The sequence below is a fragment of the Vallitalea pronyensis genome, assembly GCF_018141445.1.
Lineage (GTDB): Bacteria > Bacillota > Clostridia > Lachnospirales > Vallitaleaceae > Vallitalea > Vallitalea pronyensis.
In genome coordinates this window covers 4,862,283-4,887,357 of the sequence record NZ_CP058649.1, presented here as the reverse complement: position 1 = coordinate 4,887,357, position 25,075 = coordinate 4,862,283, and the positions used below count along the sequence as shown (strand labels likewise).

Here is a 25,075-nt window from a genome sequence, read left to right as displayed (position 1 = left end):
TTTTACCTATGGTCGTTGTCCATTTAAAAGTTGCGTTATTGTTAATCCAAAGGGCATTTGAAGATGTGGGCGGTCTTTTTTTACCCAATCTCCTCCCCATTCAAAACCATTGTTCTTTCCAATTGACCCTACTTTATTAAATGCTGATAAATCAGACCATAAACAATTTCCATTCTCATCGACAGGAACAAAATCAATTGCTAGTCCATAATTATGATATGATTTTCCAGGAGCTGCAGCATAAACGTTTGGATCTTCATACAATTTTTTTTGTTCTTCAAGAGAACGAAAACCACATGTAATCAGAATATCGATACCTTGTTCTAAAGCATCAGCTACAACAGATCTAGCGGCTGATTTAATTGTACTATTATAAAGTGTATTGATTTCTGTTTCATTTCTTGATTCATAATAGTTTTCAAGTGGAGCGGTTTGGCTCTCAAATAATTTTTGGCGAGTAATATAATCTACAATGCCATTACTTGTAAGTCCCTTACTTGTTTGAAAATTTTTAACAGCGCGTTTTGTACCTGTTCCAAAGTAACCATCAGGTGTCCCACAGTTAAAACCAACCTTATTGAGTTGTGATTGAATTGCTTTCACTTCACTTTTTAATTTAGACCAAGTATATGTACCTACTTCACCATCTACTACAAGCCCATAATCGCCCTGAAATGACTTAACAGCTTTTTCAGTGGTTGTTCCAAAGTACCCATCCTCTTCTCCGGCATTATAATTTAGTCCATTTAGAATTCTTTGTAAATCAATCACATCTGAACCATACATAGGTGGATTTTTTAATAATAAAACTCTTGCCATAATAAAACACTCCTTCTAATTTTTTAATAACACGTGTTATACTTATAAAAGAGCAAATATAACGTTATTTGTAAACCACCTTTATTCTTTTAATACTATTTTATTGAAAAAGTAGGTTTAGAGTATTGGGATCCGCTGTGTTCTAAATCTAAAAATGGTTAGTGACTTTTCGAATTATCACATAGATGGCGATGGAGAAGCTGTTTAGTACAGGGTGAAATCCTACTATGCTGACAGAATTAAAGAGTAGTGTATTAAAACAAATTCAGATATTCCACATAATGAAAAAAGTATCAATAGGTTATAACTAAATTTCGATAAGAAATCCATTCACACTAAACTATTGATACTCCCCTTTTAATTAAATTATGCTACAGTAACATTTTGAACTTTTTATATGATCATTTATCATTGGCAACCTCTCTTTTGAATCTTAAAATAAAAAGTGTATTTTCTTTTATTTTCAACTAATACTCAAGAAGTAATATAATTTTTTATTTCCTCAACATCTTCCTTTAACTCCTTGACGATATATAATTGTTCTGTTAGCTTGGTGACTATTTCTTGATATTTTTTTTCTCTTTCCGCTTGCTTCATATCTCTTTTTTCTTGAGACTTCAAAATATAAAAAATCAAGGAAATTGCAATAGTTGCCCATATACCCTGAGTCGCTGCAATTTTAATTATTTCACTTTCCATACCCTTCACCTCCCAACATACATCGTAAAGCAGTAAGTGCTTTTTTTCTTGCTTTATGTACAGCTTGTCTTGAAATAGATACCTTGTTGCTGATTTCCGTATCTGAATACCCCAATATATAACGATAGCATATTATTTTCCTAGCTTTGTCTTCTAATGATTTTAATGCACTTTCCATATCTATTGAAAGACCATTTATCCTTAATTCACTTTGAAAATACTCCATTTGATCATTTAATAATATATTATCTTCATAAGTTGATGATCTCTTAGATAATTTAATGCTAATATTTCTTATTGAATTATTAATATATTTGATTTCCTTTCCTTCCGACATAAGTGGCATTTGTTTAATGATCCTAATAAAATGCTCTATAATATCGTTTTTCGCATCTTCATATCTAAGTATTCTAGAATACTTACCTATTAGTGGGCTAAATCTTTGAATAAGCTTCCAAAGGCTTTCTCTATTTCCTATTTTACTTTCTTCGACTAATTCTGATATATTTTCTCTCATGATTATTCCCCCTCATAAGAATAAAAGAGAAATTTATCTTTTATTTGTAAACCAAATAAACATAATATTTTTGTTTTTATACTATTTTTTCAGTATTTTTTAATGTTTAGAGCAAATTATAACATTTATAAATACGACATTACCATGACATAAATATGTTTATTTTGTTACTAAATGGTCATTTATTAGAATTATTTAGCAAAAAATTAGCATTAAATACTATTGTTTGGATAAGGCATTAATAAAGAAAAAGAATTAGAGCGACTGAAATTATTAGCATTTTCAGTTACCTTTATGTGCGCCCAGGTATGGGCGAAAGCGACGAGGAATCTGAACGAAGCTCTAGGCAAACTTCTGGTCTGACAAACAGAAATTACATCAGGCATATGTAAACTGGGTAAGCATAACAAATTAAAGCCCAAACTTTCCGGAAGACTACAGTGTAAGTGTAGCAGATATATTGTAGGAAAGGTGCGTTCTTACCTGGGGATATGAAGTCAACAGGTGCCATAGTACCTTATATAATCTACAATAAAGGAAGAACTGAACTTTAGTAGGTGAGTCAATAATGTTACTAAAGATGGAATAAATATTCACAACATTAAAATGAAGGCTATCCATAAAGGAATCTACTGAATAGAGAGAATATAAAGAAGCATATAATTTATCAAGGATAACTTAAAACAACATCACCAACAATCATTTATACAAAAACATTACTGGGAAAATTCTTAATAGAGATGATATTAATAAATTATTTAAGAAGGTTAAGAAGAACAAGGGAGCAACTGGAATTGATGACATGAAAATAGATGAACTTCTAGACTGTCTCAAAGAAAATGGGGAGGAAAGATAAGGGATTGAGAATACCAAAAGTGGTAGAGAATGGTAAAACAATCAATAGCTCAGATACTATACCATTTATTAAAAATAGTTTTCAGATAATAGCTTTGGATTTTGACCTAGGAGAAGTGCACGTGACGCTAAATGTAGCTATAGAGAGTTATTCGACTACAGCGGATCCCAATACTCTAAACCTACTTTTTCAATAAAATAGTATTAAAAGAATAAAGGTGGTTTACAAATAACGTTATATTTGCTCTTTTATAAGTATAACACGTGTTATTAAAAAATTAGAAGGAGTGTTTTATTATGGCAAGAGTTTTATTATTAAAAAATCCACCTATGTATGGTTCAGATGTGATTGATTTACAAAGAATTCTAAATGGACTAAATTATAATGCCGGAGAAGAGGATGGGTACTTTGGAACAACCACTGAAAAAGCTGTTAAGTCATTTCAGGGCGATTATGGGCTTGTAGTAGATGGTGAAGTAGGTACATATACTTGGTCTAAATTAAAAAGTGAAGTGAAAGCAATTCAATCACAACTCAATAAGGTTGGTTTTAACTGTGGGACACCTGATGGTTACTTTGGAACAGGTACAAAACGCGCTGTTAAAAATTTTCAAACAAGTAAGGGACTTACAAGTAATGGCATTGTAGATTATATTACTCGCCAAAAATTATTTGAGAGCCAAACCGCTCCACTTGAAAACTATTATGAATCAAGAAATGAAACAGAAATCAATACACTTTATAATAGTACAATTAAATCAGCCGCTAGATCTGTTGTAGCTGATGCTTTAGAACAAGGTATCGATATTCTGATTACATGTGGTTTTCGTTCTCTTGAAGAACAAAAAAAATTGTATGAAGATCCAAACGTTTATGCTGCAGCTCCTGGAAAATCATATCATAATTATGGACTAGCAATTGATTTTGTTCCTGTCGATGAGAATGGAAATTGTTTATGGTCTGATTTATCAGCATTTAATAAAGTAGGGTCAATTGGAAAGAACAATGGTTTTGAATGGGGAGGAGATTGGGTAAAAAAAGACCGCCCACATCTTCAAATGCCCTTTGGATTAACAATAACGCAACTTTTAAATGGACAACGACCATAGGTAAAAAATAAGGGGCTATTTTAACAGCCCCTTATTTTTTTATCTCCAACCTTCTATTTTCAATATTTCTTTATATTCAATAAGTTGATATATCCCTTTTTTATCGTTATATTTAATATTGCTTTTTATATTACCATAAACGAACTCTTGATTATCTACTGGAAATGTTACATAATCAGTTACATATACTTGATATATATCATCACTAATATAATTAACTTTAGTAATGAAACTACTTATTTTTAGTATAGTAGCTTCATAATACTGATGTGGAAACTTATAGTACATACCATTTTTATACTTAACAGGTTTAATGGTATGATGCATATTTTCTAAGTCAATGTTATCAATATTAAAAAAATTGTATATAGTATCATTCACTGTTTCAGCATTTATATAGTAATCATCAATCACCGTTTCTTCTTGATTATTCATAAGATTATACTTAATTGCAAAAGTGATCATAGAGTCTTTTTTTAGTTGACCTTGTTCAAAATAATTCAATCCTGACCGCTGTAAGTCTTCAAAATAATTAACTGCTAATTCTTTTAAATTATCTATTTGATTATTTTTATTTACCAAAGCAATTTTAGCGGTGCTATCTTTAAATATTAGATTGTAACTTATTAAAGATATAATAAATAATATAAATATAGATAAAATTATATATTTTTGTTTCATTAATAATGACACCTCCCTATTTTATATTATACTATAAATAAATAATTTTCAATATAAAATTATTTATTAAATTATTTTAAATTTTTATAACGGATACAAAATACATACTTTGGTACACTATAAGTGGTATTTATATCAGTTATATCATAACACCTACAAATATCTCCAATGTAGGGTTTGTCAAGCCACTGATTAAGAGGATGATGGATGACTATGATAAAAGTTTATAATCTACTTAGATGTGGATATGATGTACGCGAAGACGAATTCAATGAGTTTGAAATCACAGAATATCATGATGCAAGCTTAGCAAGTTCTTTTTACAAGAAATGAAGTGAAGATATTGATGATAGAGACATAAAAAAAGCAATGTATTGGATACAAAGTATCTTTGTTTTTAGGGGACACTGATGATGTATTAAATTTAGATTTAAGTGATATTGATGTGTATTGAACAATTTGCTCAGAGCTATTAGTAAAGCCAAATAATATTTTATATAGCTTATTGAAACTTCAATTAAACTAACTTCAAAAATAAGTGGTTTTCTAGCTGCAAAATTATCTCTTAGAGGGTGATGGAAAACATTTTCTAGTTAATTCATCGCCTTTAAAATGATTAACAGTAAATTAACTTACCGCATAATCTAAATTCTGTAGTTAGTGCAAATTAAAATCGCAAAAAGCGTCCCTAGACGCTTTTGCCCCTCTATACCTCATATGGCTTAGAGTATAAATATTTCTTGGCACCAAATTTTTTAGCCCTTTTCTTCAAGATTAAACTTGCAAAGACTGTATAAATCCGTGGAGGTATAACGGGTTTTTTCATCAATTCCACAGCCTCCAGGGGAATTGAAGTATCATTATTTAAAGCTGCTGCTGTTATATCTAAAGCTTTAATAATATTTCTAACTTTACCTCCTAAATCTTCAAGCCGGCGACCACGTATCGCACCTCCAGCTCCAAGGGCAAGAGATCCCATACAAATAAATCCCGCGTGACTTGCAAAACACTTGCAAATATCAAGGGCTACATCGTTGTGGAGAGCTTGGGGAAAACCGCAATTTGCAATAAACATTATTTTCTGTTTGTTGATTAATTTTCTTTTATCTCGATGTTCAGCGATTAATTCAAAGGATTTAATAGCACCTGCAGGTAGAGAATCTACGTATGTAGGAGAGGATAAGATAATGATTTCGGAATTATCCACCGCTTGTAATAATTTTTCAATACCTGATTTAGTTTTAAGAGATGATGCTATTTTTATTTTTTCTGTAGTGAAGCCTTCTAGCTCTAATTTGCCAATTAAATAACTTCCTAAGGAAGCTGATGTACTGTTATTTTTCTTTGGGCTTCCAATAAGTAATAATGCATTTTTAGAATTTAACACACCTTTACCCCCCTGTCTTTAATCAAAGTTTCAATCTTATTCTCTATTTCAACTGTTTCACAACAACTGTGAAGTACAGTTCCTGAATATTGAGGGTTAAACCAATTAAGAGCATTACGTTCAATAAGTTTTTTGAAAGGAATCTCCATTGCTTCATTCTTTTGAGGAAGTACACCTAAGACTATTACTCGAGGATATTTGTCATAGCGAGGTTTATGATGAACTTCGCCATTGACCCTTGTGAAAAAAGGAAGTACTAAAGGAATTATTCTATCGACTACTTTCTTTAATTCAGAGGATACACCACCAAAAACAATTGGAGTAAGATATACCACTAAATCACTCTGGATTATTGACTTAGCAATATCTCTACCCAAATCATCTATAGTACAAATTCCAGGCGTTTTTAACCAGCAACCATAGCAACCTATGCAGTTCTTAATATCCAGCTCATGTAATAGAAAAGAGGTGACTTCATAATTACTTTCCTCAAGAAGCTTAGTGGCAATACTATGTGGAGTTTCTATGTGTGTTTCTCCCTTTCTAGATCCATTTAAAATCAAAGCTTTCATAAAATATCCACTCCTTAAAAAAATCTATGATTATTTATTTTTCAATATATATAGTGCAATTGTAACACAATTAGACTTTTTCAGCAATAGTATCCATTAATAAATAATGAATTTTGATAATTGGAAATCTAAATAAAATAGAGGTTTCGTAAGTGAGGGGTTTTATTGACATGCGATTAACATATCATATAGTTAAGATAGGCATGAATACTAGCAATTCTAGCACCATGCCATCAAATGAGCATAGAAAGCTAATTTACAGAGATAATTTCACACTCTGGAATTAATAGCAAATCTACATTTTATATACCTTCTTCTTATTCACTCAGTGAAAAGTTCTATATGTTTTATTGATATGTACTAATGCTTCTACTAGATTATGACATATACCTAATGGTTGTATGTCTGAGTTATATTCTTTCATTTTTCGATTAATCCATATGCTATCTATACCTACATTGTTAGCTCCAACAATGTCTGCACTCCAAGAGTCTCCAATGTGGATAACATCTTCTTTATTAAACTTATGTTTTTTTAATGTTAAAGTGAACATTTCTGGTCTAGGTTTATAACTCTTTACATCTTCACTTGTAACAATATCTTTAACATTAATTCCATTCTTTTTAATAGATAATAATATATCTTGCCTATCTATATTTGAAAGGATGATAACTGGAAGTGATACTGTTCTAAGAAACTCTACACTATCTGAATACATCATAGCATTTTGACTATGCTCAAATAATATAGAACATAACGTAATAGCATCACTGTCTGCTTGAAAATATTTTATTGTATTTTCTAGTGATTGTATTTGTAGCATGCGTTGTTTGCTAAAATTTTGGTTATAACTATTAGTAAACATTGACATAAATTCTTTCCACCAGAAATAGCCGACATCACTTGCACTTGCCTTTATTAAGGATGATTTGGAAACATTATGGCAGATTTGATGAATATATTTATCATCTTCTTCAACAACCGTTCCATAAAAATCTAGGAAAATACCTTTTTTGCTCATAAATACCTCCTTTCCAAAGATAACATTTTAATCATATTCTGTAGTATCATTTGAATAAACAGATTTAGATTTCTTTAAACTATGAATTTATTTTAACTGTGTTAAAGTGAATTAGTTAATCTTTTTTCTATCTCGAGCATTTCCCATTCTGCACATTGACCAATTTAAAGAAGTTTTCGTTATTTCAACACATAAACTCCATATCTTTCCTATATGGATTTATAGGTACAAACTTCTCTATATTGCTTTCTTGGCTTACATGAAACAATTTCATAACTGATCTCCTAGAAAGTTTATAGCCACAATCATACCACCTTTACATTACCTTATAAATGGTTACTATTATTATAGCTTTTCAATGGGTATCCATAATTCAATGTACCCTTCATCCTCTGTACCCCCATATATTTCAAACTCAGCACCATTCATTTTTTCATAATCGGTTGTAGGTAACCATTCATTATAAATGCGTTCGTTCATTTCACTAATAACCGTTCCTATATGTTCCCACTTAAATGGTTTAGAAGGAAAGACAGCATATGTTGTAGCCGGTATTTTAATAACAGAGCAATCTTTAACATTGCTTTTGTCTGAAAGTAATGCGCCAATCATATAAGCATAAGAATGGGCAGGGGTGTCTTTATAGTTCATGATTGCATGAATGTTGCATAAGGTTTTAAACTCTGGGTGTTCTTTATATCCAGTAGCCTCAAGCAATTGGTCATATAGCCCTTTTTCGTGTATTTCATTCCAAAATAAACCAGGATGGTCATAGTGATTGTTATCACCTGTAGTGGAAATAAGTGCCTCATATCCAAAAAATGACATCTCCTTATTCTGTTCAATACGATAATCCATTTCAACATCTCCTTTAATTTTAATTTGGAAGGTCATCTTTGGAAATGCTTTAAGTTGCGTTTTGCTTTTATAAACCATAGATGGCGATATGCCATGCATTGCTTTAAAGGCTCTTGAAAATGAAACGGGTGAATCATAGCCATATTTAAGAGCAACATCAATTACTTTAGTATGAGTTTCTGCCAGTTCTAATCCTGCAAGTGTTAAACGTCGACGTCTAACGTATTCACTTACAGATATACCGCAGATAAAGGTAAACATGCGATGAAAATTATATGGACTACAATGGACAAGCATTGCTATGTCATCATAATCAATGGTATTTTCAATGTGACGTTCAATATAATCAATGGTATCACTAAGCCTTTTTAGAATTTCCATATCAGTCCCTCCTTAATGACAAGTCTACCTTATTAGCAAAATCCTTGCACAACATCTTTTGCACTATAATGTTTAACAGAGATATGGATTACATTACTTTCTTTCATGACTATCTTATACTAATCCTATCAAACATGGTAACAACTTACAAGATGCATAAATAGATATCTCAGACATTATAAAGTTACCAATCTAGTATTTATGTCATATTTTTATAAATAATCCACCTTCATTGTAAATACAAAATAACAAATGTGTAGTATCGTTAATAATAAGAGAGCTAATCAATAACGAAAGGTGTGATAAGACATGACAAATTATTGTGAACGATACAAAGAGCGATTTGATAAAAGTTATGAGAAAATATTGCATGCTTATGAATACAAGAGTACCGATGAGGTACCCTTTATTGTTTCAGATGTGAGTTATTGGATGGATGGGGAGAATCCTAATAAAATTCCAGCCGATTACTTTACCAATCCAGAAACAATGACGGACTATCAATTGAAGAAAATTGACAATCATTTAGAGCGGTACGAAGATGACTACATACCCATGTTATTTCCATGGTATGGTACAGGTGTAATCCCATCAGCTCTAGGATGCAATATCCAATTTCATGAACATAGTGATCCATCTGTTGAAGGTACCGTTTTGAAACGACCAGAAGACATCAATAAGCTGTCCATGCCAGACCCATATAAAGATGGTTTAATGCCAAAAGTTTTAGAAACCATTGATTACATGAAGGCACATACGGATTTACCTGTTTCCTTTACGGACCCTCAAGGACCATTAAATATTGCTCTATGCCTATGTGGGGTAGAAAACTTATTTATATGGATGTATGAGGCACCTAAATATGTTCATGAAATCATGGCCTTTAGTACAGAGGTTTTTATTAACTGGGTGAAGGTTCAAAAGAAACATATGGGTAGGGAATTAAATGCAGGGGCATTTCCTCATGGTATCCTATTGCCTGAAGCTTTTGGCGGCATTTGGCTGGCTGATGATGATTGTACAATTATGAGTGCCGAGCTATATAAAGAATTTGTTGTCCCTTATAATGCAACAATATTCAAGGCCTTTGGTGGAGGTACCCTTCATTTCTGTGGTAGTGCTGAACATCAATTAGAGAATATTTTACACACGGATGGCTGCACAGGTGTGAATAATTTTTGCATGGGTAATTTTAAGCAGATTTATAAAATGCAGGCATTGTATGAAGATAAGTTAGCACTGATGGTCTGTGACTTTGCACCATTACACGTTAATACATATTATAAAGAACTGTTTAGTGGTCTTAGAAAAAAAGGAACCATTGTGGCTTCTTTCTTAAGTGAGGTATATGCGCTAAATCAATCGAAATATGATCACGTTGCAAGAGATACGGATGTTTTAGGAAAAGAAGTATACGAGGTTTTTCAACGCTATTGTAGATAATTTTATTGCATCATCAGAAGTGTATATGATTCAAGATAGATAGACATGGATGATGAATAGCATATTATTATACATAATGCTACTTTATTGTAAATACAGAAACCAGCAATCCTTGTATAATACCTTGTATAAGCCAGGTATGACTGAAAGGAGGATGAGACGTGACGAATACGCTGGAATTTAGACATATAACCAAATATTTTCCAGGTGTCAAAGCATTGGACGATATCAGTTTTAAGGCTGAAAGTGGAGAAGTCTTGGCTTTTCTTGGTGAAAATGGCGCTGGAAAATCAACTTTATTAAAGATACTTAACGGTGACTTTCAGCCCACCAGCGGGGAATATGTCCTTAACGGAGAAGTGAAACATTTTAAGTCACCAAAAGAAGCCATAGATGAAGGTATCAGTATTATTTATCAAGAACGCCAGATTATCTTGGATTTAAGTGTTGCAGAGAATATATTTTTAGGGCATCTACCTGTTAAAAAAAATGGTATGATCGACCATAAAAAATTATATCAAGATGCTCAAAGAATCATTGAAGAATTTGGTATCCCCATTGATCCAAAGGCACGGGTGAAGAACATCAGTGTCGCCCATCAGCAAATGGTTGAAATCATGAAAGCTTATAGCAGAGACTTGAAAGTTGTAGCTTTTGATGAGCCTACTGCAAGTTTATCGGACAGTGAGATTGATGCACTGTTTCGTATCATTAAAAAGTTAAAAAGTGAGAATAAAGTCATTATCTATGTATCCCATAGAATGAAAGAACTTGAGGACATTGCCGATAAAGTTGTTGTGTTCAAAGATGGTAAGTATGTGGATCTAGTGAAACGCCATGAGGTGACCAATCAGCAGTTAATTACCATGATGGTTGGTCGGGATTTAGGTGATATTTTTAAAGCTTTGGATCGAGAAAAAACATATGGTGATATACTGTTAGAAGTGGAGGGACTTACAACGAAGGATGTGGATGATGTATCCTTCACATTAAGGGAAGGAGAAATCCTTGGTTTTTCTGGACTGGTTGGTGCTGGGCGAACAGAAGTCATGCGAGCTATTTTTGGTGCAGATAAGATTACGAGTGGCAACATACGTTTAGAAAACAAAGATGCCTTGAGTAATTCTCCAAAACAAGCCATTAAGAGAGGCATTGTATTGTGTCCAGAAGATAGGAAATTACAGGGTATATTGCCCAACTTATCTGTTGGCATGAACATCAGTATTGCTGTGATGGACCAACTGGTTAATAAGTTAGGCTTTGTGAACAAGCAGCTTGAAAAAAAGATTGTTCATGACAACATTGATAAGTTTGATATTAAAACCCCCAATGCCCTTAAAAAAATAGTGGAGTTAAGCGGTGGTAATCAGCAAAAAGCTATTGTTGCAAGATGGTTAACAACCAATCCTAAAGTGCTTATTCTGGATGAGCCTACAAAAGGTATAGACGTAGGTGCAAAAGCAGAATTTTACAAGTTAATATGTGACTGTGCCAAACAAGGTATGGGCGTTATTCTCATATCCTCAGAGCTTCCTGAAGTGATCGGTTTAAGTGACCGCATTCTTGTGATGAAAGAAGGACGCATGACAGGTGAAGTGATGAGAGAAGATGCAACAGAGGAAAAAATTCTTGCTTATGCCATGTTAGAAGGAGAGGTTAGTTAAGATGAACAAAGAAAACTTGAAGAAGCTCAAAGAGAGTATACCCAGTGACCGTATAGGGTTGATGATAGCACTGGTTATCATTGTAGGTGTGTTTTCCTATTTCAATAGGTACTATTTTTCTGCAACCAATTTTATTAACATTCTTGTTGCTGCTTCACTAATCGGCTTAGTAGCTATCGGTGAGACCTATTTAGTCATCGCAGGTTTAGTGGATCTATCAGCAGGTTCTGTAGCTGCTTTTGCCAGCGTCTTATCCGCAGTGTTGTTAATCAATGGTGTCCCCTTTATTTTAACCATTATTCTTGTTATGATAGCAGGGATGATTGTTGGTGTATTTAATGGATTTTTTGTCAATCAGCTGCAACTGGAACCATTTATTGCAACATTAGCATCCATGTCCATTATGAGGGGAATCGCCTATATTATATGTGGTGGTAAGCCGAAATTTATCGTGAATGAAACGTTCATCAAGATGGGAAATTATAGACTATTAGGCATACCGATTCCTGTTTATATTTTAATCATCGGTTTTATTATTTTTGGCATCATCTTAGCAAAGACAAGATTTGGAAGAAGTATATATGTCATTGGCGGTAATAAAACAGCCGCCAGATTAGCTGGACTGAATCCAAAAAGAATAACCATTATCCTTTATATGATTTCAGGTGCTCTAGCAGCTCTAGGTGGTTCATTATTAGCAGCCCGTATGAGTTCAGGTCAACCTTCAGCCTCTGTTGGTCTGGAATTTGATGCCATCACTGCAGCGGTATTAGGTGGGACAGCGTTTTCAGGAGGAGTCGGTACCATATTTGGGACTGTCCTTGGGGTGTTGATATTACAAGGGTTTAATACAGGATTAATCATGCTGAGTGTACCAGTGTTTTGGCAGTACGTAGCACGAGGTATGCTGTTACTCATTGCTTTAGCGTTTGACTATTATCGAAAAAAGGTAAGAAATAGAAAACTGCTTCAAGAAAGTATGGCAATATAGCTAATAGGGCAATACATAGAGGAGTGTTTACTAAGGACCACTTATGCATAAGTCTTGTATTATCCTACATGCCATAGAGCAAAAATAAGAAAAGTGGAGGGTTAGGTAATGAAGAAGATTATAGGTTTAATGTTGATTTTGGTTGTGTTAACGGTATCAGTTGCAGGGTGTAGCCAAGGGAACAGTGCTGACAAGAACAATGATAAAAATGCATCATCATCCAATAGTACAAGTGATGCACCTAAGAAAAATGCGGATGATAAAATTGTTATAGCAGGTATTTACAAAGCTGGTGACCAAGTATGGTTTATTGACGAAGGAGCAGCAGCAGAAAAAAAAGCCAAAGAAATGGGTGCAGATGAATTTATTTATATTGATGCCAAAATGAACCCGGATACTTATTTACAAGCCATTGATAATGTGATTGCCCAAAAGGTTGATGGTGTCATTACATGTATTCCAGATCAACAACTAAGTCAAGTTACGGTCAATAAATTAAAAGAAGCTGGTATTCCTGTTATTGCCGCGGATGATGCTTTACAAGATGAAAATGGCAATAAGTTAGCACCATGGGTTGGTATTAGTGCCTATAAAATAGGTTATTCTGTGGGTAAATGGATGGCAGAGTATGTTGTGGAAAATGACTTGCACAATGATGAAGAAACAGGGGTATTGTTTTTAACAGCCAATACCATATCCAGTTGTGTACCTAGAACAGAGGGCCAATATAATAAATTTAAGGAACTCATTCCAGATTTTAATGAAGAGAAGTTTTTCTATGGCGATTACACCGGTTCAACAGAAGAAGCATTTACCGTATCATCGGGTATTATAACAGCCAATCCAGCGATTAAGAAATGGATGGTCATGGTGATTAATGATGAAGGTGGTATCGGAGCAGTTAGAGCTTTAGAACAAGCGGGTTTGGACAAAGAATCCTGTGTAGTTGGACTAGGCGCTTATCTGGCAGTTGGGGAATATGAAAAAGAATATTCAGCCATGAAAGCGGCGTCTTACTTCTCAGCAGCAGATGTGGGCAGCAGTTCTGCAAAATTTTTAATGGAATATATATTAAATGGAACAGAGATGCCCATGGAATATGCAGTAGACGCTGTTATTGTCACAGAGGATAATTATAAAGAAATCATGGACGAATACAAGTAAATAAAGGCCAGAAGGGGTTATCTCAATCAATAGTATGAAGCTTACATTTTTGGAATAAGTCATTATATTTTTCTACCAATTATGTTATGCTAAAAGAGATAACCCCTTGATTAACGTGAAATGTGTAATAATAAGAATAAGGAGATGGATGGGATGACAGGAAGAGAACGTTTTTTAAAAGTAATGGATGGTGAAAAGGTTGATCGGGTTCCCGTAACCCTATTTATTCAGGGGCAGGGACACTTTATTTCGCAAATGTATCCAGAAGTGGACCCATGGGATTTCGAGACCATTCAAACCAAAGTTATTGAAATTCAGAGACAAATAGGTGTGGACCCTTTTGTAAGAATGCTTTTCTTTGATCAAGATGAACCCATGTTGTTAACCATGGGAGGCTTGAATATCTATTGTGAATCCGATAACTGGGAAGTAACCACGAAGGAAATACATAAGGGCGATACCCTCATCAAGAAATCCACAATTCGAACACCAGAAGGTACGTTGACACAAGATTTTTCCATTAATACCATAAGGGAAGGGACTTTGATGTATGCATGTACAGAAAAGCCCATAAAGAACATGCGGGATTTAGAAATAGCCAGCAAGTATGAACCCCCTATTTCCGATTCCGTTAAAAAGAAGATGAAAAAAATAGTCAGTAACCTTAAGAAAGTTATGGGTGAAGATGGTCTGATTGGTGCATGGACTCCTGGAGGACTATTTAATAATATATCCACGCTCATTGACCATACAGAATTGTATTCATTATTTATCACCGACTATGCATTTTATAAGGGCTTAATGGAATTTGCTATGAAAAGAGTATCGGATGTAACCAGTGCAATGGAAGCATCTGGTATCGATGCCTTTTGTATTGGTGGGAATGTAGCAGGTGGTTTTCTTGGGGCTCGATTTTTTGAAGAATATGTGTTACCATTTGAAAAAGAGTACATAGCATTTTGTCAGAGAAACGGCATTCCTGTTATTTATCATAATTGTGGGGAGCTTATGAATTTGGTGGGGTCTTATAAACAGTTGGGCTGTAAAGTTGTAGAACCTTTTTCACCAGCACCCCTAGGAGATGGGGATCTTGTTAAAGCACATGAAATCGTTAATCAAGCGTACACCATTACGGGTGGTGTCGATCAAGTTAATGTATTGAAAAACGGCACCGTTGACTTGGTGAAAGAGGTAACAGAACGGACCATCCAACAAGGTAAGCTCATTGAAAGGTTTATTTTACAAAGCGCTGACTTTCTAGAATATGGCACACCATTAGAGAATCTACAGGCCTATTGTGATACAGCTATGAGCCTTGCTAAATATTAGATAAGATGAAAACAACGTTTTATCATAAGGTCAAGTTGAATGGATTAACATAGCATGATAAGGCAGAAACGATGAAAAGGATATGAGATGTATGAAGATAAGAACGTGTGAGTTTAAAGGAACAAAAGCAATTGAAATGGAAAATGATCAGATTAAAGTGGTGATTTTGCCAGAGATAGGTGGTAAAATTGCTTCCTTTTACCATAAACATAAGCAATTTGAACTGCTCTATCAGAACAAATACGATGTGTATAAGAAGGCAAATACCTATGACGTATTTTCAGAATATGATGCTTCAGGTTTTGATGACTGCTTTCCAAGTATTGATGCAGAGACCGTTTATTATGGAGACCAAGAAGTCAAGTACCCAGACCATGGAGAAATATGGAGTGCTGCCTTTGATTATGTGATAGAGGATAACCATATCAAAATGGCTTTTACCAGCACCATACTGCCTTATCAATTTGAAAAGGTCATAAGAGTAGAGGGGTACAGCCTCTTGATAGACTATACCATTACGAATCATGGTAACAGCATCCTCTATGGGTTATGGGCTATGCACTGTCTCATTCATTGTAAAGAAGATATGTTGATTCAATTCCCTGAAAATACAAAAGAAATCATTAATGTCAGCCCTAGCACCATATTAGGTGATGTTGGAACCATCCATCCCTATCCCATGACAGAAACACTAAAAGGTGAAAAGTATCCGCTCAACAAGGTTTGTCCTAAATCAGCCAATAAATGCGAGAAATATTATATTAAAGACCAGATTACAGAGGGTACATGTGGGGTATTCTACCCAGAAGACGATGTACGATACACCGTTAAATTTGACAAGGAAAAGCTGCCATACATAGGATTTTGGATAACCGAAGGTGGTTTTAGAGGTGATTATAATTGTGCATTAGAGCCAACCAATGGGTACTATGATAGTGTAAAAACAGCTAAGACCTATGACCGTTTGTTGGCATTAAAACCTCAGCAAAGTGTTACATTTGATATCGCATTAAGTCTTGAATAATGATAAGTAATGTTTAGAATATGCAGCTATTCATAGCATAATCATTAGATCATAACTGCTAAGCAACACCTAGAAAGCAAATAATAGAAAAACGGGTAAATCCAACCCGTTTTTTCGGTGTGTATGTTATACTATTAGAAAGTATAAAAAATGGGGTATAGCACATAAGACTCGATGTGATGACATGGAGGTGACCATTATTAAAAACATGATTGCATTCTATCGAAATAAAAGCATTCGTTATAAGATGATGTTGAATTATATCGTTGTGATTCTACTGACTGTTGTCACACTGAGTATGCTAAATTTTAATATGGTTACAAGGTCCCTTGAGGAAGTCACCAACAACCACACACGTCAAATGGTACAACAAGTACAGACCAACATTGAGTTCTATATCATGAACATGGAAAAAAATATACACATTATATCTGAAGATACATCTCTTTTAAAATACATTAATCAAGAATACGAATCCGATGAAAATAAGCAGGTATTAGAACAAGAAATTCTTCATACGTTAGATGTTTACTCCCAGGTTGAGTTGGCTATTTCTGGTATGCTCTTTGCAGATGCCTATGGAAATTATCTGAGTCATAACATGGAAAAAATTGAAAGCACACCATTAACCATGGAGTTCTGGTATAGGCAAGCAGTCACCAATCCTGATGAAGTGCTTTTATTTAGTAAACCCATCAGAAGGAATGTGCGAAGCGTCTATGATTACTACAGTGCAGATAATGTGATTTCCATTGCAAAAGCTGTTAAAGACGCACAGGGTACCGTTAAAGGTGTTCTGATGGTTGATATGAAATTAACGGTGATTAAGGATATCATCGACAGTGCAGTCCTTGGTAAAAGCGGGTTTTTATATGTAGCGGATGTTCATGGAGACGTGGTGTATGCGCCCATTAACCCTATTGTCTATCGTATACATCCTGATTTAATTCGATTGAATCATCAAAGCAGTATCCATATGATTGGTAACCACTCCTATCAAATTTTAAAAGAATTTTCTAAGTATACCCAATGGCATGTGATTGGTATTTTTCCAACCAATGAAACCTTAAGCATCATCATAGAGGTCATTATGTATATTATTCTATATGGAATACTGATCTTACTCTTTGCTATCCTGTTTTCAGGATTCCTGACAAGGAGTCTCACAAAACCCATTAGTAAATTACGGCAATTAATGGCTAGGGCTGAACATGGTGAGCTGGAGGTACGATTCGACAGTAAGTATCAGGATGAAATCGGTAAGCTTGGCAACAGTTTTAATCATATGATTGAATCCATGAAAAATCTAATTAATCTTGTATATGTGGAACAGCAGAAGAAACGTGAGGCTGAACTAAAGGCTTTCCAAGCCCAGATAAAACCTCATTTTCTATACAATACCCTAGATACCATTAATTGGATGGCAAGCGATTATGAAGCGGATGATATTTCCGATATGATCACGTCTTTGACCACGTTGTTTAGAATTAGCCTTAGTAAAGGGAAAGAAATGATACCATTAAGGGAAGAAATAAAACATGTGGAAAGCTATTTAACCATACAAATGGCTCGATATGAAGATAAATTTGATTACGTCTTGTCCGCTGACCATAAGCTTAGGGACTGTAAAGTAATCAAATTAATATTACAACCGATTGTTGAAAACGCTATTTACCATGGCATAAAAGAAAGTGAAGTAAAAGGCAATATATGGATCAACGTAGAACAACAAGGTCATATATTATGTTTAAGCGTTAAGGATAATGGCAGGGGCATCGATCACGAAACCATTAAAGAAATGAATCTTATTTTTAACGGAGAAAAAAGCAAACCCAGTCACTATGGTATTGGTATGTTTAACGTGAACGAAAGGTTAAAATTATCTTTTGGCCATGGGTATGGTATACAGATTGAGAGTATTGAGGGTGAAGGAACGACGGTTTATATAAGGCATCCCATCATACGTGACTAAAGGAGGAGGACTTCATCGTGTATAAACTTTTAATTGCTGATGATGAACCAAAGATTCGTAGAGGATTAAGTAAAATGGATTGGAACGCCATTGGCGTTCAAGTGGTGGGTGAGGCAGAAAATGGTAAGGCAGCACGTCAATTGGCCCAAGAAAAAGAACCGGATATTATGTTTGTGGATATATGCATGCCATTTTTAAGTGGCATCGAACTCATTCGTGAACTTAAGGCAATCTTACCTCATTGTATGATGATTATTATATCAGGATATGATGAATTTGATTATGCTAAAAAAGCAGTTAATCTGGGGGTCTTTGATTATGTATTGAAGCCAGTCAATAAAAAAGAACTCATTGAAACGGTCACAGATGCTATTAAAGTCTTAGAAACGAATCAAAAAAACAATGCTTATATAAATTGGGCCAAGTATCAAGTGAAAAAAAATAAACACACCATACGTCAGCAATTATTGTCAGATTGGATCCATGGTCGAATGGATAATCAAAAGATTTATAGTCAATTAAATGTATTAAATGTGGATTATCATCGTATTCGTTTATTACTTATGATTAAGCCTCTGGATATTCAAAATGAACATACCGTTAAAATGGAACATGATTTGTTAAATTTCTGTATCGAAAACATGTTGCAAGAAATATTGGGGACCTACACGCAAGCTTTAACCTTTCACACCAACACCAATGTGGTGGTGGCTTTACTACCTGATGTCCAACAAGACGACTTATTGCAAGTGGAACATCGATTAAAAAAGATGGTGAGTCAGTATCTGGGAAGAGAATTATTAATGGACTATGAGGAGATTGGCGAAGATTTCTATGAGCTGCCCATGTACTATCAGCAGTTATATGAACGTCTCATGACACATAGTCAACATACACCCATTGTTCTCTTGGCAACATGCTATATTGAAAAGAAATATTATCATCAAGCATTAAGTTTGGTGGAAGTGTCCAAAGCATTAAATGTAAGTCCTGCTTATTTAAGCCGATTAATTAAGAAAGAATTAGGCATGACCTTTAAAGAGTATTTGACCAAAGTCCGTATTACAAAAGCAATGGATTTCATGCTTAATCCCACCATTAAGCTTTATGAAATAGCCGAAAATGTAGGGTATAGCACACAACATTATTTTAGTTCAGCATTCAAGAAAGTGACAGGTGAATCACCGACTGCTTTTAGACAGAGGAAGGATGAGCGTATGTGAAGGAACAGTGGAAAAAGTACCATTATATCCTCTTTTTCATGCCTTTTGTTGTGGCAATAATCCTGATACTATCCTTTACAAACAGAGGAGAAAAAGGACCTCAGATTGAGTATTTAATCGGTATGTCTCATCCTAATCTGAGTGAAGAATGGCAGATAATTGCACATGAAGAAATAAAGGAAGAAGCAGATAAAATCAGTCATCTTAGTGTCATTTTTACCAATGCTGGTTCAAGTACCTACAAACAGATAAAAGACATTAATCAGTTAATGGATTATGGTATAGACCTCTTAATCGTAACAGTGAACGATGTGAATGTCCTTGGACCCTTACTGCATACCATTAATCAACAGATACCAGTGATTGTGCTGGATCGGAATGTCAGCCAATATGACTTATCGCTATTTATTGGTCCTGACTATTATTCCATTGGTAAAAAAGCAGGTGAAAGAGTAGTAAAACTTTTAGGACAAGCAGGAGGTAAAGTAATAGAAATACGAGGTCCCCTAGAGTCACCTTCCGTTGTTGACATGAGTCACGGCTTTAATCATATCATTCAGCAACACCCCAACATTAAGCTTATATCCAGTTTTTCAGGAGAATGGCTAAGAAGTCAATCCGAAGAAAAAATGCGTCAGCTGTTAGAGAGGACCAAGGATTTTGATATGGTTTTTGCCCATAATAATGCCATGGCTCTTGGGGCTTATTATGCTTCAAGGGATAACAATATCCATGTGGATTGTATCGGTGTTTCAGGGTTAATGTCCAATCAATATCAACATTATATCCAAGAGGATATTCTGAATACCACTTTTTTATGTCCGATCGGTGGTAAAGAAGCCGTTGAATACGCCATGGATATCCTACATGGCGAAGAAGATATGCCTAAAAAGATTATTTTGGATACCATACCCATTACCAAGGACAATGAGGAATACATTGCCAATACACCTAGGCAATTACCCGCTATGAGGGTTGGTTATATCGAATCACAGCAGGTTCAGGACTTGAATTTAGATATGTTCTTGGGTTTATTCCAACAAGAAAACATAGACATCATCTATAAGACCATGGATACAAATTTATCCCTAGAAGAGCAACAAGAGCTGCAATTAAAGCAGATGAGAGCATTAATTGATAAAGGCGTAGACATGATTGTCTTATCACCTGTTGTGAGTACAGGTTGGGATGGTATACTGAATCATGCCAAGGGTCATAACATTCCTGTGATACTATTAGAGAATGAAGTCTTTGCAAAAGATCATTTATGGTCCACCTATATGGGTTCTGATTATTATGATCAAGGGAAAATAGCAGCCAGATATTTGGTCAACCATGTGTATAACATGGAAAGGGATATGGTTATCGTTGAACTGAGAGGTCATGCGGCATTAGCATCAACCATTCAGAGAAGCGAAGGTTTCAATCAAATTATTAATGGCTACTCTAGAATTAACATTGATTATACCTGTGAAGCAGGCGAGCATCTAGATGTGGTCAAGGAGAGCATGTTCAACATACTTGAAGATAGCAATGGTCAAGTGAATGTGGTTTTTGCTCATAATGAAGCTATGGCCATAGGAGCCATTAAGGCTATTGAAGATTATGGATTAGAATCAGGTAAAGACGTGACGGTAGTGTCCTGCTATAATGCTTATGATGACATGATCAATCATCCACAAATTAGCTGTCAAGTACAGTCCGTACCCATTAACCAACAGCAATTAATAAGAGTTATTAAAGACTATATGGCAGGTAAGCAATTACCTAAAAAGGTTATTAGTAAGGATAAAGTAGTGACCAATAAATAAACGCTACGTAGTCCCTTTGTTCTAATATATCATAGATAGGTTTATCAATAAGTTACTGAACTAATACAATAGGTTTACATAGGATATCATCATAAAAATATAATAGGTAAGTCGTACAATGGCGTTTTCATAACCCCTAGCGACTTCACCTATTATATTTATATAAACCTATAGAACATGGTAGTATGATTATGACTTAAGCATACGAAGATGGGTCATAATACCCTGATGATTAATATCCAAAGAAAAGGCTTCTTCTAATGTATATTCTGCTTTATCATAGTTTTCCTTACCTAAATGGGATAAGCCCATTAAATAAAGACAATGGATGTAATTCTTTTGATTTAAATCTTCATCAAACACAAGGAAATCCGGTAATGAAACAGCAAAGTAATCAATGGTGATGTGATCGTGAATATGTTTTTCACCATAATCATAGAGTTGATTAAACTTACTTTGCGCCAGGTCAACTTGCCCAAGTTTCAGTAATGCCATGCCTTGATAAAACATCATATCAGCAGGCTGATCATTATAAAACATCATATTCGATAATTCCTGTATGCCAACGGAGGCACGTTCAAAGGCTTGCGTGGCTTCATGGGTCTGACCAAGTTTTTCATAGGCAATGCCTAAATAGTAGTCAATATGGTTTTCTGCTGTTCCTTGCAGTTTTCCTTCACCAAGATGATGAGGGTAATGTTTTGTTTGTTCTAAAAGTGCAATTGCTTCATGATAAGCACCTTCATCCATAGCTTTCTTTGCCAGTTCCATATGGGTATAGATATATTGGGCAACTACTTTTCCTTCGCCCCCTTCCCAAGGATGAAACTTTCGAGCAGCTATAAGTTCTTGTGCTTTATGCATCATACCTAAATTATTTAGTAAAGTAATGTATTCCAGGTATAACACATCTCTTTGGGTAACAACATCCATATGTTGCTCCAGTTTTTCCAACCTTTCTTCATGAGGCACACCAGTTTTTTTATACAATTGGTCCAGTTCAAACAAGACACGAGGGTCTTCGGTGTTTAAATCAAATGCTTTTTCCAAATACACTCTTGATTGCTTGGCATCATGATGTTTATTGAAGTAAGCTAAAGCTAGATTTCTATAAACTGTTGGAAATTGCTTATCCAAGGACACGGATTGTTCCCATAAGGTAATGGCAGCATCAAATTGCTTTTTGTCGTAATATAAGTTAGCCAAATAATAAGGCGCTTTTGCATCTTCAGGCTGACTTGTTATAACATCTTTAAGAATGTTAATGGAGTGTAAACGGTTAGGAAAACAATAATCACCATTGGCATCCTTGCCCAGACGATAATACCTTTCGCCTTCCTCTAACTTATTATTTTTCTTACAATAATAGCCTAAGTAATAATAAATCATAGGGTAGATGACATCGTTATCTGTTTGATGAACATGATGTTTCAGCACATCAATGGCTTCATCATATAAGCCTGCATTGCCATAATCAATGGCTAATTCCAAATAGTTATGATAAGCGTTTCGCATTAATTGCATTAACGCTGCAAGGGTTTCTTTTGCCTTAGTGGCTTGTCTTGAGGATAGAGTAAGGTATGTTTCATATCTTGAACCAAAATCAAGCTTATCAATAGCAATGGTTTCTTGAGCAAATTTCTCAGCTTCTTCTAACCTGCCAAGGTGGCGTAAAATAGTGCATTTTAGATTTCTTGCTTTTGTATGATGATAATTTTTAATAATGGCGTGATTTACTAATTCTAGGGCTTCACGGTACTCTTTTCTCATACAAGAAATAAGTGAAAGATGATAATACCCGCTGTCTTGCCAAGCATGATTCCATGTGCTCTTATAAAAAGCATTAAAAGCTTCTTCATAACGCTCTTGCATCTTTAAACATAATCCTAGGTTATAATAAGGCTCACCATCATATGGATTAGGGTTTTTCCATGTAATTTTCTTAACGGCTTCTCTAAAGTATTTTTCGCTTTCTTTAAATTGGCCTCTTCTGTATAAGAGTAAGCCATAGGCGTTATTCAATCGACTATCACTTGGGTCCCGTTTTAGTCCTTCAAGGTAATAAGTATCAGGTTCATAAGTGGCATGACGGTACTGTTCCAGATGCAAGCCCGTTAAGAACAATTCTTCGTTACTTTGTATCTCATGTGGTTGTAATGCCGGCTTAGCAGGATCAGGTGTTTTAAGTATGGATTCCTCTGCTGGTTGATATGAGATTAATGGGGTTTTATCCATTTGTAATACAGTTAGTTTATAATGATGTTGATCCATCACTTTGTCTAAGGAAACTTTTGTAACATATGCTTTTTCAGGGGATATGTGGCCCATGGTTTCCGTGAAGATTACCTTGGAATTTTCAGTAAGCTGTATAGTTAAATGATCAAATGCCGATGTTGTATAGAGAGATATGATGACTTCATTATCGATAAATTCTAAATTAATAGCCGCGTCGATGGTTGCATTTTTGACTTGACCTACTTGTTTGTAAGGCATAAAATACTGGGTAAATGTTTTTTCTTCATAAGGTTGTAACCAAGAAAAATCAGGTTGATTATCTGTGTGTACACCTGTCATTAATTCAATATAGGGACCATCTTCATCGGTTAAGTTTCTATCCCATGCTTGACCAAAATCGCCACAACCCCAAGTCCATTGTTTTTTACCAGGGGATATATGGTGATTAGCAACATGAAGGATACCAGCGGATTTAGCAAAATCATAGCCGCCGATAAAGTTGTAATCCGAGTGATACGCCATATAGGAAGTAGGCACAGGCAGGTTTTTATAACGTGAGATATCAACGCCAGACGAATAATCCACTTTATAATACGTACCTGTCGCTATAGGAAACTTGGATACATCTCTTTTACCATGATCAAAAACAGCATGGACATCTGGTGGAAATATAGATTGGGTATGATCATTTACTGCAACAGCTGGATTTGCCCACCATAAGAAAGTCTGTGGGGTATCGGTACCATTATAGAGCTGTCCTTTTATTTCTAAATAAGCTTTATCCGGGTAGAGTGTAAAACCTGCCATGCCCTTTGTACCATACATTCTATCGATTTCACTGACCCATACAGTTTTACTGCCATCCTGGTTATCTTGCAGACAATAATCCACAGGAGAGAAGGTTGAGGGTCTGTGATGTTGCGGCCAGTTAAATTCAATACCTCCAGAAATCCATGGGCCAGCAAGACCGACCAATGCAGGTTTTATGACTTGATTATAGTAAACAAAATCGTAATCATTGGTCTTATCATAAGCTCTCTGTATCCTTCCACCTAGCTCTGGTAGTATGGCAATTTTTAAGTACTTGTTTTCAAGATAAACCATATGATAGGATTGCATGATCTTGTTATCCATAATATTGTCGGTGAATGGCAGGGGATAGACTTTGCCCGAACTGCCTTGGTAGACTCTTTTTTCTAAAAACATGGGGTTTTTATCTGGTTCTCCTACTGGATAAGTTGGAATGGTAACGTCTTCTTCCCACATCTTTACATAAAAATCGTTCATCATATCACTCCCTTTTATTTTGACTGTATATG

The 25,075-nt window shown here is 34.9% G+C and carries 19 protein-coding genes; 10 read left to right on the top strand and 9 right to left on the bottom strand.

Going from position 1 to position 25,075, the window contains the following annotated elements; genetic code table 11:
- Positions 1-6: 6 nt before the first annotated feature.
- The 3 genes from HZI73_RS20345 to HZI73_RS20335 form a co-directional block, all read right to left on the bottom strand.
- Positions 7-819 carry a peptidoglycan-binding protein gene (locus HZI73_RS20345; protein WP_212695193.1) on the bottom strand — a complete coding sequence of 271 codons (813 nt, stop codon included), beginning with the start codon at positions 817-819 and terminating at the stop codon, positions 7-9.
- A 474-nt stretch (positions 820-1,293) separates the two neighbouring features.
- Entirely contained in the window at positions 1,294-1,518 is a 225-nt protein-coding gene (locus HZI73_RS20340; protein WP_212695195.1) for a BhlA/UviB family holin-like peptide, read from the bottom strand.
- Positions 1,508-2,035, bottom strand: a complete 528-nt coding sequence (locus HZI73_RS20335; protein ID WP_212695194.1) for an RNA polymerase sigma factor — start codon at positions 2,033-2,035, stop codon at positions 1,508-1,510. Before HZI73_RS20335 ends, HZI73_RS20340 begins: the two co-directional genes overlap by 11 nt.
- Before the next feature lie 1,152 nt (positions 2,036-3,187).
- Between HZI73_RS20335 and HZI73_RS20330 the strand changes: the two genes are divergently transcribed.
- Positions 3,188-4,000 (top strand): peptidoglycan-binding protein, encoded by an 813-nt coding sequence (locus tag HZI73_RS20330; RefSeq protein WP_212695193.1) that lies wholly within the window; start codon positions 3,188-3,190, stop codon positions 3,998-4,000.
- 39 nt (positions 4,001-4,039) lie between these two features.
- Here HZI73_RS20330 and HZI73_RS20325 read toward each other — a convergent pair whose 3' ends face one another.
- From HZI73_RS20325 to HZI73_RS20305, 5 genes are all read right to left on the bottom strand, one after another.
- The gene (locus HZI73_RS20325) at positions 4,040-4,681 is read right to left on the bottom strand and encodes a hypothetical protein (protein ID WP_212695192.1); all 642 of its coding nucleotides are present in this window, start codon (positions 4,679-4,681) and stop codon (positions 4,040-4,042) included.
- 706 nt (positions 4,682-5,387) lie between these two features.
- Complete coding sequence (locus HZI73_RS20320) at positions 5,388-6,068, bottom strand: NAD(P)H-dependent oxidoreductase (RefSeq protein WP_212695191.1); 681 nt, start codon at positions 6,066-6,068, stop codon at positions 5,388-5,390.
- Entirely contained in the window at positions 6,062-6,640 is a 579-nt protein-coding gene (locus HZI73_RS20315; RefSeq protein WP_212695190.1) for a flavodoxin family protein, read from the bottom strand. The genes HZI73_RS20320 and HZI73_RS20315 overlap by 7 nt, the downstream gene beginning before the upstream one ends.
- 325 nt (positions 6,641-6,965) lie before the next feature.
- Positions 6,966-7,661, bottom strand: coding sequence for an HAD family hydrolase (locus HZI73_RS20310; protein ID WP_212695189.1), 696 nt, complete (start codon positions 7,659-7,661; stop codon positions 6,966-6,968).
- Positions 7,662-8,006: 345 nt separating this feature from the next.
- Entirely contained in the window at positions 8,007-8,900 is an 894-nt protein-coding gene (locus tag HZI73_RS20305) for an AraC family transcriptional regulator (protein WP_212695188.1), read from the bottom strand.
- A 309-nt stretch (positions 8,901-9,209) separates the two neighbouring features.
- Between HZI73_RS20305 and HZI73_RS20300 the strand changes: the two genes are divergently transcribed.
- From HZI73_RS20300 to HZI73_RS20260, 9 genes are all read left to right on the top strand, one after another.
- A complete protein-coding gene (locus tag HZI73_RS20300; protein ID WP_212695187.1) occupies positions 9,210-10,343 on the top strand; it encodes a uroporphyrinogen decarboxylase family protein in 1,134 nt (377 codons plus the stop codon).
- A 161-nt stretch (positions 10,344-10,504) separates the two neighbouring features.
- Positions 10,505-12,007: a sugar ABC transporter ATP-binding protein gene (locus HZI73_RS20295; RefSeq protein ID WP_212695186.1), complete on the top strand. Its 1,503-nt coding sequence runs from the start codon at positions 10,505-10,507 to the stop codon at positions 12,005-12,007.
- A gap of 1 nt (position 12,008) precedes the next feature.
- A complete protein-coding gene (locus tag HZI73_RS20290; protein WP_212695185.1) occupies positions 12,009-12,998 on the top strand; it encodes an ABC transporter permease in 990 nt (329 codons plus the stop codon).
- A 108-nt stretch (positions 12,999-13,106) separates the two neighbouring features.
- Entirely contained in the window at positions 13,107-14,162 is a 1,056-nt protein-coding gene (locus tag HZI73_RS20285) for an arabinose ABC transporter substrate-binding protein (RefSeq protein ID WP_212695184.1), read from the top strand.
- A gap of 153 nt (positions 14,163-14,315) precedes the next feature.
- Positions 14,316-15,491: a uroporphyrinogen decarboxylase family protein gene (locus HZI73_RS20280; protein ID WP_212695183.1), complete on the top strand. Its 1,176-nt coding sequence runs from the start codon at positions 14,316-14,318 to the stop codon at positions 15,489-15,491.
- Positions 15,492-15,582: 91 nt separating this feature from the next.
- Positions 15,583-16,515: a DUF5107 domain-containing protein gene (locus HZI73_RS20275; RefSeq protein ID WP_212695182.1), complete on the top strand. Its 933-nt coding sequence runs from the start codon at positions 15,583-15,585 to the stop codon at positions 16,513-16,515.
- Positions 16,516-16,699: 184 nt separating this feature from the next.
- Positions 16,700-18,487 carry a cache domain-containing sensor histidine kinase gene (locus HZI73_RS20270; protein WP_212695181.1) on the top strand — a complete coding sequence of 596 codons (1,788 nt, stop codon included), beginning with the start codon at positions 16,700-16,702 and terminating at the stop codon, positions 18,485-18,487.
- A 17-nt stretch (positions 18,488-18,504) separates the two neighbouring features.
- On the top strand, positions 18,505-19,710 hold the full coding sequence (locus tag HZI73_RS20265; protein WP_212695180.1) for a response regulator transcription factor: 1,206 nt from the start codon (positions 18,505-18,507) through the stop codon (positions 19,708-19,710).
- Complete coding sequence (locus HZI73_RS20260) at positions 19,707-21,521, top strand: substrate-binding domain-containing protein (protein ID WP_212695179.1); 1,815 nt, start codon at positions 19,707-19,709, stop codon at positions 21,519-21,521. The genes HZI73_RS20265 and HZI73_RS20260 overlap by 4 nt, the downstream gene beginning before the upstream one ends.
- A 189-nt stretch (positions 21,522-21,710) precedes the next feature.
- On the opposite strand, the gene HZI73_RS20255 is transcribed toward HZI73_RS20260, so the two are convergent.
- The gene (locus HZI73_RS20255) at positions 21,711-25,043 is read right to left on the bottom strand and encodes a DUF5107 domain-containing protein (RefSeq protein ID WP_212698882.1); all 3,333 of its coding nucleotides are present in this window, start codon (positions 25,041-25,043) and stop codon (positions 21,711-21,713) included.
- Positions 25,044-25,075: the final 32 nt, after the last annotated feature.